Source organism: Shewanella oncorhynchi (genome assembly GCF_030848765.1).
In the GTDB taxonomy this organism is placed as follows: domain Bacteria; phylum Pseudomonadota; class Gammaproteobacteria; order Enterobacterales; family Shewanellaceae; genus Shewanella; species Shewanella oncorhynchi.
In genome coordinates this window covers 4,339,360-4,351,271 of sequence record NZ_CP132914.1, presented here as the reverse complement: position 1 = coordinate 4,351,271, position 11,912 = coordinate 4,339,360, and the positions used below count along the sequence as shown (strand labels likewise).

Sequence of the window (11,912 nt, the reverse complement as noted above, 5' to 3'; positions counted from 1 at the left end):
AGATCGTCAAGCGATCTGTCTTAACTGATCGGCATTACACATAGTTGTGAGCTTTTTTATTTTAAATCAATCAGGTTACTGTATTAGTCAGAGTTGTTGTCAAATTCAGTATCATCGAGTAACTCAAAGGCGGGAACGACATTCGGTACGTCTTTAAATAAGCGAGTGAAATGGCGCTGTACACCTTTCAAATCGATTCCTGCTAAACCTGATGCAAAACCAAACCAAGCATAAAGGCCACTAAAGTTATCAAACATGGGCGGTAGATATTTAGGCGTAGTCAGAATGCCCTCTTGGCAAGCTTGGTATAACACGGGGATATCTTCGATCGCCAATTTACCGAGGAATAGCATAGGGATGAGTTCAGGAAGGCCTGAGGTGATGGCGCTGCGGATAAAGTTAATGTTTTCCACATAGCCACGCACATAGGAAATATCCTTAGTGAAGAAACTGCCGCCTTCCACCATACCCCCACGGAAAACCCTTTGGGTGACACGGTAACTGTCTGTCGCACTTAGATTCAATCCTCTGAAATAATTGAATACCTCTATAAAGTCAGCACCATTTTCAGCCATATCGACCGCGGCAACACGGTCACTAATTCGCCGAGCCCGTCCTGGATTTGAGCTTAGCGTCAGCATTTCCAGTAAAACGGCTAGACCTTCTTGGGTTGCTGCTACGCGCGGAGAACCGACACTGAGCCAAGTGGCGTGGGGTTGAGCTCGGCCGTTTAGCGTCGTGCCAACATGCACCCAACCTTCGTGAACTTCATATACATTAAGATCCGATTCGCTGAACATTGCTTTGCTATTGAGCTTAACGGTATCGCCACCGACTGCAGCGTCAGAGACGATACCGTCACTAAGGCGTACACGCATATCATCGCTATGGAAGTACTTTTCTAAACGTTGGCTGAGCACGTTAACCGCTTCTGGCGCGCTAATAATTTTAGGGTGGTGTTTATTCATGTGCCTCGCCGCGGGCAGCGAGAAAATGTAGCTGAGTTTATCGCCTAACTGGCGCAAGGTATGGCGATCGCCATGCAGTTTATGGCTAGCACTGCCGTACAATTCTTGGCTGAGCTTACCAAAGGTTGGCGTACCTCTGTTCCCCAACATATCGATGACAAGGCGATACTGATCGACGTTTGCCACTAATATTTTGCCGAGTTTGTCTCGTTTACCCAAACGTCTATGGATGTCCTGCTTTAGGGAGGCTAGCTCAGCTTGGGTTTTAACAGGATCAAAAGGTAAAGCAATGTTTTGATAGAACTCTTGCTTAATAGCCGGAAGTACCGTGCCCTTATTGGAGAGAAAACGTTCCTCCATTTCCCGCGGCCATTTAATGGCATCTAAGATTTTTATTGGCGTTTGAATGCGAATTAATTCATCGGAAAAACGGCGTAGATCTTGTTGATATTGGGCTAACGACTCAGACATTCCCGTATATCCTGCAGGTAATTTCAGCGAGAGAGATGTGGCTAATCATAGCCTTAAACCTCATTTATTCATATTGATTCGCAGGCTAGCTGAGAAAATATACCGATTAAATAAATTAGCTGTTATCGATTTTGTGAATCATTTTGGTGCACTTGTTACAATTCTAGCGCTATGTCTATGGGACATAAATAAGTAACCATCTGTTTAATAATATTTTATTGATATGACATTAAAGCTGCTTTGTTCTTGATATAGAAATAGATTGATTGGAGCAAAACATGGCAGCGATGAGTTACTTGAGTGTGTTAAGGCTGAATGCTTGTATGGATAATAAACTCACCTGATTACAAATAATTTCCAGTTTCGGGTAATGTGAGACCCAGGCTTTAGCTGCAACTAAAGCTTTCCTTGTCGTAGTTCGATTGAACGCTGGCTCCTCTATTGAGAGACCGATAACAAGAAAGAACGCGACAAAGGACTCCAAGCAAAATACTCGAATAGTCTACAGGGTCTCGAACCCGCATTTGCAAGCAAGAGTTAGCTTATTATGAAAACAACTTCTAATCAAAACATTAACGTAGGTGTTGATACTGGCAAGTTTCAACTCGACATTTATATCCGCCCTCTCAATATCTATTTCACTGTATCGAACGATGAAAAAGGGATTAAAGAGGCCGTCAAAACTATTAAAAAATACACTCCTGAGCGCATCGTTATCGAAGCGACAGGTCGTCTTGAAATGCCCTTCATTATGGCCTGCGCTGAGGCAAACTTACCTTTTGTCATCGCAAACCCTGTTCACATAAAACGCTTTGCTGGTGCCATTGGTCAACGGGCAAAAACTGACAAGCTTGATGCGCAACTTATAGCGCATTACAGCGAAGCGATTAAGCCGATCTTATCAACTTTAAAACCTGATGTAATGCGTGCTATGAGTGATTTAGTCGCAAGACGAAATCAACTATTGGTGATGCAGACGATGGAAAAAAACCGCCTTCAAATATTGCCAAAAGAACTTGAAATGACCATTAAACCTATTTTAACGGCGTTCAAAAATCAGATTGAAAAGATTGAAATAAAAATCGTTAAACTCATTGAGTCAAACCCTGATTATCAAGCGAAAAATATACTGCTTCAGAGTATGAAAGGTATCGGTAAAATCGCCGCAGCTTCCATCATCAGTAACTTACCAGAATTGGGTTATATCAGTAACAAGGAAGCAAGCGCATTGGTCGGTGTGGCACCGATGAATAAAGAAAGCGGGCGCTTTAAAGGCATGCGAAAAATACAAGGAGGAAGGCATCAAGTGAGAACGGTTTTATATATGGCAATGATGTCAGCCATACAATCTAACCCGGTTTTTAAGAGCACCTATCAGCGATTAGTTGCCACAGGGAAACCTAAAAAAGTGGCTATCATTGCCTGTATTAGGAAGATGGTGGTGACGTTAAATTCGATGTTGAGAGACGGTGCCCTATGGGAAGCGCCAAAAGCGATAAATTAGTTATTGACGCCATAGTCTCTTGTTAATCAAAACTCAAGCTGACAAAAGTGGTAAAAATGACAGTGATGACGCGATATTAAATCTGGAGGTTAGTGAGCTAGAGCAGAGTCACACCCAGCACTGTTGGCTGGGTGAGATATTCGATTTTAGTGGGCCAAAACTCAGTGAGTTCGAAACAAATGATCACCGACTGAGATCATCATCCCATCATTTTGACCACTAGATAGCGAGATAGAATTGGCTAGAAAAAATCGTCATCTCCTAATGCACGTTTTAACTCCGCCCGCTCGAGGTAGTCTTCTAAACGCTTTTTGACTTCGCGTCTATGCTGCATTGCCTCGGCGGCTTTGCTGTTTCTTGGTGTGGTCATTGCCTCAAGTTCAGTATCGTTGGGCACGACTTCAGTAATATGAGCCATAACGAATTCCTCTTGTTGTTCCTAACGACTTTCTAACTAAAAAGAGTATGGTAGAAAAGCAAATAATTTTGTGAGTTAGGGTAAAAAATTCTTCCCGTGAGTCGGATGATTCAGCTTACTGCTGTTTGGCGTAGGCCTGAGACAGCAATTGAATATTTGATTAATTTAGTTTTTGCTTATTTTGTGATTAAGAGCACGGTATAGTCATAGATATATTCGGGTTAATTCCGAGTTAAATAGTAGGATAAACTTGAATTTAGTCATAATTACAACAACACTTGTACCAGTGTTTGTTGTTAATCGTTTGCTAGGGAATTGGCTTACATGGACAAGGATCAGTTTTCTAAATCACTCCCCCCATCTAATAATATCTACTTTAGCGTGCTGAGCTCTAGCTGGCTGATGATAGTGGCTGCCTTACTTTTCATGGGGATCTCTTGGTATGTGCTTGAGCAATATCTTAGGGATAGAGGTGAAGAGCGTTTCGAAAATAGCGTTCAAGAATTAACAGAAGCCGTGAATCGCAGAATGCTTGCCTATGAGCAAGTCTTACGTGGTGGCGTTGGCTTATTATTATCCTCGAGTAATGTGACACGTCAGGAATGGCAAACTTATGTCATCAATGCTCATTTATCTGAGTATTACCCAGGTTTTCAAGGTTTTGGCTATGCTCAGTTACTTCAACCTGAAGCATTAAGTGCGCACATCCAACAAGTTCAAGCTGAAGGTTTTAAAGACTATAAAGTTTACCCAGAAGGAACGCGTGATCAGTATTGCGTGATTGTGTACTTAGAACCCTTTGATTGGCGTAATCAAAGAGCCTTGGGTTATGACATGTGCTCCGAGTCTAATCGATATAAAGCCATCACTCGCGCTATTACCACTGGACTGCCGACAGTTTCTGGCAAAGTCGTATTAGTTCAAGATACATCTGATGATGCGAAAGCGGGTTTTTTAATGTATTTACCGCTTTATCAAGGCACCACAACAACAGAGGCTGAGCGTAAACAGCACGTGTTTGGACTTGTGTATGCAGCGTTTAGGATGGATGACCTCATGCAAGGGATTATGGGGGAGCGATTCTCAGGCTTGAAACTTGCCATTTATGAAAGTCCGCAGGCAAGCGCTGACAGTTTAATGTTTACCAGCAGCAAAGTGGCCCCGAATGAGCAGGATGTGTTTTATCACTCGCAGACTGACTTAGTTGGAGGGCAGTTGTGGCGTTTAGACATTTCATCACAATCGCGTTTTATCTCGAGAGCGGAACAGACCCAAGGTATGTGGCTCCAATTTATCGGTTGTGGTTTTATTTTGGCATTGTTTTACTCAGTGTTAATTATGGCGCGTAATCGATATAAGGAGTCTTTACTGACTTCAGAGTTAATTGCTAACGAAAAACGCTTTAGATTAGTAATTGAAGCCTCTCCAAGTGCGCTATTTATGGTGGATAAATCTGGATTTATTACTTTAGTGAATACCCATGCTGAACGTTTGTTCGGCTATACCAGAGACGAGTTACTCGGTCGTTCCATCAATATGTTATTGCCCGAAACCCTAAGGGATGCTCATCAGCAGCACATGAGTAACTATTTAGTGCAGCCTATTGCGAAAAATATGTCGATGCGGGATGACCTGTTTGGCTGTTGTAAAGATGGCAGTCGACTCGCAATTGAAGTGGGGTTGACGCCTATTCATTTTAGTAATGGCATTTCTATTCTCGCGACAATTAACAATGTCTCTGAACGTAAACGTATTGAAGTTCAGCGTGCAGAACATATGCTTGAGCTTGAGCGTATCAATCAAGAATTAGACAGGTTTGCCTATATTGCTTCCCATGATTTGAAATCCCCCTTACGTGGTATCGAGCAGCTAACCTCTTGGTTGTCTGAGGATTTAGTCGATAACACCAATGAAAATGTACAGAAATACCTAGGGCTTATCCAAAGTCGTATTCATCGAATGGTGTTATTACTCGATGGACTATTGATGTTTTCTCGGATTGGTCGTGTTGATACCGAAACTACTGAAGTGAAAAGTCGGCAACTGGTTGAAGACATGTTTGCGCTCGTCGCGCCGCCACAGGGATTTGAATTAGTCCTAAAAGGTGAATTTCCAAATTTTTATACCGTAAGACCATTGTTGGAATTAGTTATACGAAATTTAATCAGTAACGCCATAAAACACCATGACTTAGGTACAGGTGTGATTACGGTTTCATGTGAGGCGGTTGATCAGCAGTATCGATTCAGTGTGATAGATGATGGTCCGGGGATATCAAGCTCATATCATGAAAAAGTCTTCGAGATGTTTCAAACACTTAAACCAAGGGATGAAGTTGAAGGCAGTGGTTTAGGCTTATCACTTGTGAGGAAAACGGTTGAAAGTTTAGGTGGAGAGATTCAGCTCAAATCGCAGGGCCGAGGTTGTTGTTTTTGCTTTAGTTGGCCTAAGAAAATAGTGAAAAAGGAGCTTCTATGAGCGCAGCAAATCACTATCAACAGGTCACCATTTTATTGGTTGATGATGATGACGTGGATTACATGGCCGTGCAGCGGGCGATGAGACAATTGAGGTTACTCAATCCCTTAGTGCGTGCTCGGGATGGGATCGAAGCATTAACTATTCTAACGAGTTTAGACACGATCAAAGGCCCGTATCTTATTTTGCTCGATCTTAATATGCCAAGAATGAATGGGTTTGAGTTCCTTGAGCGAATACGTTCAGATCCTTCTCTTTCTTCGTCTGTCGTTTTTATGCTCACCACGTCGAGTACCGATGAAGATAGGATGAAAGCCTATAGCCATCATGTGGCTGGTTACATGGTTAAAACTGATATGAAAGACGGTTTTAACAATATTTTTAATATGCTTGAAGGTTACTGGCGAATAGTGGAGCTCCCATCCGCATAAGGTGAGTATATGGATTTACTACTGATCGATGATGATGAAGTTGATAGAACTGCGATCATCCGAGCACTCAGACAGTCAAAGTTGACTTTTAATGTGGTCGAAGCAAATTGTGCATTTGATGGTTTAAATCTCGCATTAGAACGTCATTTTGACGGTATTCTATTGGATTATTTATTACCCGATGCTAATGGCTTAGAAGTGTTGATCAAGCTCAATGCCATGACGCAAGATCAGACCGTAGTCGTTATGCTGAGTCGCTATGAAGATGAGAAACTGGCTCAGCGCTGTATTGAACTAGGCGCGCAGGACTTCTTGCTTAAAGATGAGGTCAACTCGCGGATACTAACCCGTGCAATTCGTTATGCGAAACAAAGATCTTCAATGGCGTTGGCGTTACGTAATAGCCACCAAAAACTAAAAGAGCTAGCTGAACACGATTCGTTGACTAAGCTGGTTAATCGCTATGGTTTTGAACTTTGTCTTAATCGAGCGATAGCAAGGGCCAAACGTTGTCACGACTATTTAGCCGTTATCTTACTCGATTTAGATGATTTTAAAGCGATCAATGACACTCTAGGCCATCAGACGGGGGATATTCTTTTAGTTAAAGTAGCCGCTCGATTAAGTGAAGTACTAAGAGATGGCGACATTATTGCCCGTTTAGGTGGGGACGAATTTGTCGTGCTAGTCACTGATAATGATTATAAATATTTCCCTATGATTGTGGCTAATCGATTGTTAAAAGTGTTTGAGGACGTGTTTTGTCTTGGTGATAACGATGTGCTTATTGGTGCCAGTATCGGCGTGGCTTTTTATAATGAAGCGGCTTCGAACAGTTCTGAGCTGATGAAATGTGCCGATATCGCTATGTATCGCGCTAAAAAAATGGGCCGAAACCAGATTCAGTTTTACTCAGAAGCTTTAGATAAAGAGGTGCGTTACCGTAATCATATCGAGTCGAGTTTGCGTACTGCCTTAAAAAGAAATGAATTTAAGGTTCATTATCAAGCGCAAGTGAATGCGAAAACCCATCAGCTGGTGGGGATGGAAGCCCTTATCCGATGGCAGCATCCTGTAGACGGCATTATCACCCCAGATCAATTTTTACCCATAGCCGAAGAAATTGGATTAATGGAGGACATTGATGATTGGGTGCTTGAACAAGCCTGTATTCAGGCACAGGTTTGGTTAACCCAATTACAGCCAACAGGGAGAGAATTTACCATTGCCGTTAACCTGTCTGCATCGCAAATTGGAAATGAGAACTTGTTTGATAAAATAGCGAATACGCTGACTAAGACAGGACTTCCTGCTGTAGCATTAGAGCTTGAAATTACTGAGAATTGCCTTATTGAAGATCCCCATGAACATGCCAAAATGCTCGATAGAATCGCAGAGTTAGGGGTGCGTTTTGCCCTCGATGATTTTGGGACGGGTTTTTCGTCCTTAGAACATATCAAATTGTTTCCCATTAGCGTGCTGAAAATCGATAAAAGCTTTGTCGCTTCCTATGATAAGGATGATAAAGACACTCGTTTGCTCGCTGCATTACTTAACTTCGCCCATGGGTTTAATGTCATATCAGTGGCTGAGGGCGTTGAAACGATTGAGCAGGCTGAGTTTTGCACTTCTCGCCATTGTACTGTATTACAAGGTTATTTGTTTTCTCGTCCCTTAGATGCAACGGAGTTTGAGGCTAAGTATATTCTGCCGCTGTTAATTTAAACGAGTTCCGAATGTGATAGGTCTTGAAGTATTTCATTAGCATAATGATTTCGTCTGGTGAGGAATATTTTCTTGCTTTACACTGAGCAATAGACAAATATCAGCCCCTTTTTCTGTCGCTGTGCTTTTGGTGCCGCAGAACGGTTTATTCACTCATGCTTAAGTTGGTCACTCAGCAATGAAAATAGGTATTTTATCCCAATTCCCCCAGTTGTATTCGACACAACGTTTAGTCGCGGCTTGCCAAAGTCGTGGACATGAAGCTGTCGTGATCAATACGCTGAATTGCTACATGAATATTAATTCTATTAAACCTAGCATTCATTATGAAGGTACTGAATTAGTTGGGTTTGATGCCATCATTCCGCGTATTCATGCTAGCGTGACTTTTTATGGTTGTGCCGTTGTACGTCAGTTTGAAATGATGGGCGTATATGCCGCGAATGATTCAATCTCCATTGCGCGTTCGCGGGACAAATTGCGGGCACTGCAACTACTTTCCCGCAAAGGGATTGGCATGCCAGTGACGGGTTTTGCCAATAAGCCAAATGATATCCCAGATCTCATCAATATGGTGGGCGGCGCTCCGTTAGTCATTAAATTACTCGAAGGCACTCAAGGGATTGGTGTCGTACTCGCTGAAACTAAAACGGCTGCTGAGAGCGTGATTGAAGCATTCTTGGGGCTCAAAGCGAATATCTTAGTGCAGGAATACATTAAAGAATCCAATGGTAGTGATATTCGTTGTTTTGTTGTCGGTGACAAGGTTGTTGCTTCGATGAAGCGTCAAGGTCCCGAGGGAGATTTCCGCTCAAATCTGCATTTAGGGGGTTGTGGTGAGGTGGTAAAAATCACCTCTGTTGAGCGTAAAATGGCTATTGCCGCTGTGAAGGCGATGGGATTGGTTGTCGCGGGAGTAGATATTTTACGTTCTAACCGTGGTCCACTGATCCTTGAGGTTAATTCGGCGCCAGGCATTGAAGGGATTGAGCAAACAACAGGGATTTCAGTGACTGAGCCTATTGTTGAATATATTGAGAAAATGGTTGCGGCCCGTAAAACAAACCGGTCAATTATTGCCTAGTAGGTGATTGTGATAAAACGACGCCACTTTTTAAGGTGGCGTTTTTTATGTTTAGAGCTTATAGATCAAAACTGTAGGAATATCCGAGTACTAGTTTGGCATCATCATCGGTGAGATCGGTATCTGAGACCATAAATGACACTGTGCCTATGCTGGTATCTGCGCTGAGAGTCACGTTATAGTCGGCATAATTATCTTCGCCAAACCAAGATTGGACGACATCACCGTTTGAGTAACCATAGTGCACTGATAAACTCAGCTTTTCAGTGAGAGGAACGGATACCGTCGCGGCAAGATAACTGAGATCTTTATTATCTAAAGGATCGGCTGCCAGATCGTCACCGGCATTGATGACTTGGGAGTAAGCCAGTTCGAGCCATTTCCACGTGACAGCAGCATGGAGCTCACCAAAATCAATACTGCCTGGCGCGTCTGGATAGGCGTAGTAGAGATAGCCAAAGTCGTAGCTGATGTCTTCGGTAATACTGCCGCCATAACCCGCATATAGATCAAGCTCGTAGCTAGTATCATCACCAAAATCCACATTCGATGCCCAAGTTCCCGCATAAAATCCAGAATCGTGGCTGTAGTCAAGGCCACCTTGGATTGCGACCGCATCTTTAGTTTGGGTCGCTCCGCGCCATAGATAATTAGAGGTACCGCCAATGTTGCCTGATACGGCTGCAAAGGCGTTGCCTGCCAGTAACATTCCCGTCGATAAGGCCAAAACGCTGTACAGTGATTTCTTCATGCTCATCCCCTCGATTGACTTATTTATCGATTCACCATTGGCACACTCAAAGTCAGCTGTGTTCATTAGTGCATCTTGGTTTTTTTCTAAGGAAGGATTTGCTAATCACATGCCACTATTACAATGCCATGTAAAACAAGGTATTAGAACTTGCAATGTTAATGAAATGTTTTTATTTGCCAGTTTATGGGGCAGAGGCGCACTTTTGTTGTGCAAAAAATCTTCAGCGTTTCACAGGGGTTAGGCAAAAAAAACGCCTCACAATGGAGGCGTTGTATTGAATTTTATAACTTAGTTTACGCTGTCACGTAGGGTTTTACCCGCTTTAAACTTAGGCACTGTCGCTTCAGCAATTTGAATTTCTTTACCCGTTTGTGGGTTACGGCCAGTGCGAGCGGCACGAGTCGCTGTTTCAAAAGAACCGAAACCTACGATGGAGATTTTGTCACCATTTTTCATTGATTCGGTAATAGCTGCTTCAAAAGACTTCAATGCGCGTGCTGCTTCTACTTTCGTTAGATCGGCATTTTCTGCAATTTTGGCGATTAGTTCAGTTTTGTTCATTTTTATTGTCTCTTCTTTCCGTAGATTTATTTGAAATAAGCGTGCCTAACATGCCATAAGGTTTAGCACTTGGAAAGCCTTTTGCGTCTAGCGTGCAGCAGGATGTTCAGTAAAGCGCAGAATATTTACTCAGTTCGTGACTTAAGTTTTATTCTGGTTTTATTCTTCTAACAGTTGATAGAGTAATTTTTTAACAAGTTTGGGTTCAAAGGGTTTGTCACATAAGGCATTTACACCCGCTTGGGACACATTGCTGAGGTGGGTATCGTTGGCTTCGGAAGACACCATCAAGATGGGAATGTGCGATTGTTGGCTTTCATTGCGGATAAATTGTGTCAAAGCTAGCCCATCTACACTCGGCATATTGTAATCAGTGATCACTAAGTCGAACATATTGTGTTTCATTAACGCTATGGCTTGCGCGCCATCCTCGGCCTCGGTAATCAGCTTCATCCCTAAGTTACCAATCGTACGTTTAATGACGTTTCTTGCCATACGGCTATCATCGACCACTAATACACGCACATCTTGTACATCGAAATTACTGAGGTCGAGTTCATCGTGGCTGAGTAAATCAATCGTGGCATTCAATGCTGTACCTAAATGGTCGGCACTGAAGGGTTTAGGTAGAATCGCTACTACACCCGATTGGCGGAATATTTCAAGTTGCTCACGGCGGCACTCACTCGAGACCAGCATAAATTGGATATCTTTGCAGTCAGCGTTGGCCCTTAAGTAGCCCAAGAGATCGGTGGCAGTGCCATCATCGAAATGCATGGCGCTCGCAATAAGGTCAGGTTTATGGCGAGCAATAATATCTTTAGCCGCTTCTATGTTTTCTGCGGTTTGAATGCTGAGAATGCCTTCTTGTTGTAAGCGCTGAATAATAATTCGACGCTGTGTATCTGAAGGCTCTACCAAAAGAATGGAAAGTTCGCTGGGCGATAAATGGCTCATAGTTTACTTCAAGTTAAGAGTTGTAAGTATTTTACTGGGTCGCTAAGCTACGCTATTGATAACAGCTTCGCAACAAAGTCCATTACTGAGTTTGGCGGGTCAAATAGTGTCTCGTGACCTTAGAAAATGCGATCCAATACTGCACGAGTAAAATAACAATAATGCTCACTGTGAGTGGCAACATAGGAATGTTGTGGCCAGAAACAACTACTTTTACATCCTCAGGGGTAATGCGATAGGCAATAATTGCTGTAATCCCCAGTGCCGAGAATCCTAAGGTTTGCATGCCAATATAAATCTTCAACACTAAGCTAGACCACGGCGCCCGTATGAGTATGCCAACGAGCACGGGGAGGACACCTAGGGTGAATACATCAAGGGATTGAGTCATCACAGTACGCCAAAGTGCAGCAATGCTGAAGAGGCAATATAACGTGATCAGTAGTATAAGACGTTTAGGCATAGATTGAAGTGCACACCAGTAGCAAAGAAGATGAGCAAGTGTAGGAAATGCCCTAATCCGAGTCCAGTATAACCGTAATATCGTGTAGAATATGCCTT

11 protein-coding genes are annotated in these 11,912 nt (G+C 42.8%); 5 read left to right on the top strand and 6 right to left on the bottom strand.

Going from position 1 to position 11,912, the window contains the following annotated elements:
• Window positions 1-83: 83 nt before the first annotated feature.
• Window positions 84-1,439 (bottom strand): flavohemoglobin expression-modulating QEGLA motif protein, encoded by a 1,356-nt coding sequence (locus RA178_RS19320; protein ID WP_131523937.1) that lies wholly within the window; start codon window positions 1,437-1,439, stop codon window positions 84-86.
• 547 nt (window positions 1,440-1,986) lie between these two features.
• On the opposite strand from RA178_RS19320, the gene RA178_RS19315 reads away from it, so the two are divergent.
• Window positions 1,987-2,943, top strand: a complete 957-nt coding sequence (locus RA178_RS19315) for an IS110 family RNA-guided transposase (RefSeq protein WP_306683395.1) — start codon at window positions 1,987-1,989, stop codon at window positions 2,941-2,943.
• Between the two features lie 241 nt (window positions 2,944-3,184).
• Here RA178_RS19315 and RA178_RS19310 read toward each other — a convergent pair whose 3' ends face one another.
• Window positions 3,185-3,361 carry a PA3496 family putative envelope integrity protein gene (locus RA178_RS19310; protein ID WP_006079984.1) on the bottom strand — a complete coding sequence of 59 codons (177 nt, stop codon included), beginning with the start codon at window positions 3,359-3,361 and terminating at the stop codon, window positions 3,185-3,187.
• Between the two features lie 324 nt (window positions 3,362-3,685).
• Between RA178_RS19310 and RA178_RS19305 the strand changes: the two genes are divergently transcribed.
• The 4 genes from RA178_RS19305 (at window position 3,686) to rimK (ending at window position 9,079) form a co-directional block, all read left to right on the top strand.
• A complete protein-coding gene (locus tag RA178_RS19305; protein WP_173247621.1) occupies window positions 3,686-5,839 on the top strand; it encodes a CHASE domain-containing sensor histidine kinase in 2,154 nt (717 codons plus the stop codon).
• A complete protein-coding gene (locus RA178_RS19300; RefSeq protein ID WP_105250317.1) occupies window positions 5,836-6,270 on the top strand; it encodes a response regulator in 435 nt (144 codons plus the stop codon). Before RA178_RS19305 ends, RA178_RS19300 begins: the two co-directional genes overlap by 4 nt.
• 9 nt (window positions 6,271-6,279) lie before the next feature.
• A complete protein-coding gene (locus tag RA178_RS19295) occupies window positions 6,280-7,995 on the top strand; it encodes a putative bifunctional diguanylate cyclase/phosphodiesterase (RefSeq protein ID WP_105250316.1) in 1,716 nt (571 codons plus the stop codon).
• A gap of 178 nt (window positions 7,996-8,173) precedes the next feature.
• A complete protein-coding gene (gene rimK / locus RA178_RS19290; protein ID WP_113939182.1) occupies window positions 8,174-9,079 on the top strand; it encodes a 30S ribosomal protein S6--L-glutamate ligase in 906 nt (301 codons plus the stop codon).
• 58 nt (window positions 9,080-9,137) lie between these two features.
• Here the strand turns inward: rimK and RA178_RS19285 are convergent, their stop codons facing one another.
• The 4 genes from RA178_RS19285 to RA178_RS19270 all read right to left on the bottom strand — a co-directional run bounded on the left by RA178_RS19285 (window position 9,138) and on the right by RA178_RS19270 (window position 11,814).
• Window positions 9,138-9,830 (bottom strand): TorF family putative porin, encoded by a 693-nt coding sequence (locus tag RA178_RS19285; RefSeq protein ID WP_105250314.1) that lies wholly within the window; start codon window positions 9,828-9,830, stop codon window positions 9,138-9,140.
• A 291-nt stretch (window positions 9,831-10,121) separates the two neighbouring features.
• Window positions 10,122-10,394, bottom strand: coding sequence for an HU family DNA-binding protein (locus tag RA178_RS19280; RefSeq protein ID WP_006079990.1), 273 nt, complete (start codon window positions 10,392-10,394; stop codon window positions 10,122-10,124).
• 159 nt (window positions 10,395-10,553) lie between these two features.
• Window positions 10,554-11,351 (bottom strand): response regulator, encoded by a 798-nt coding sequence (locus tag RA178_RS19275; protein ID WP_263145466.1) that lies wholly within the window; start codon window positions 11,349-11,351, stop codon window positions 10,554-10,556.
• 82 nt (window positions 11,352-11,433) lie between these two features.
• Window positions 11,434-11,814: a hypothetical protein gene (locus RA178_RS19270; RefSeq protein ID WP_105250311.1), complete on the bottom strand. Its 381-nt coding sequence runs from the start codon at window positions 11,812-11,814 to the stop codon at window positions 11,434-11,436.
• Window positions 11,815-11,912 lie beyond the last annotated feature (98 nt).

Bases quoted from the DNA above. Each gene is read 5' to 3' on its own strand.
- RA178_RS19295 (WP_105250316.1), top strand. From the start codon at position 6,280: ATGGATTTACTACTGATCGATGATGATGAAGTTGATAGAACTGCGATC.
- rimK (WP_113939182.1), top strand. From the start codon at position 8,174: ATGAAAATAGGTATTTTATCCCAATTCCCCCAGTTGTATTCGACACAA.
- RA178_RS19310 (WP_006079984.1), bottom strand. From the start codon at position 3,361: ATGGCTCATATTACTGAAGTCGTGCCCAACGATACTGAACTTGAGGCA.
- RA178_RS19315 (WP_306683395.1), top strand. From the start codon at position 1,987: ATGAAAACAACTTCTAATCAAAACATTAACGTAGGTGTTGATACTGGC.
- RA178_RS19275 (WP_263145466.1), bottom strand. From the start codon at position 11,351: ATGAGCCATTTATCGCCCAGCGAACTTTCCATTCTTTTGGTAGAGCCT.
- RA178_RS19270 (WP_105250311.1), bottom strand. From the start codon at position 11,814: ATGCCTAAACGTCTTATACTACTGATCACGTTATATTGCCTCTTCAGC.
- RA178_RS19300 (WP_105250317.1), top strand. From the start codon at position 5,836: ATGAGCGCAGCAAATCACTATCAACAGGTCACCATTTTATTGGTTGAT.
- RA178_RS19285 (WP_105250314.1), bottom strand. From the start codon at position 9,830: ATGAAGAAATCACTGTACAGCGTTTTGGCCTTATCGACGGGAATGTTA.
- RA178_RS19305 (WP_173247621.1), top strand. From the start codon at position 3,686: ATGGACAAGGATCAGTTTTCTAAATCACTCCCCCCATCTAATAATATC.
- RA178_RS19320 (WP_131523937.1), bottom strand. From the start codon at position 1,439: ATGTCTGAGTCGTTAGCCCAATATCAACAAGATCTACGCCGTTTTTCC.
- RA178_RS19280 (WP_006079990.1), bottom strand. From the start codon at position 10,394: ATGAACAAAACTGAACTAATCGCCAAAATTGCAGAAAATGCCGATCTA.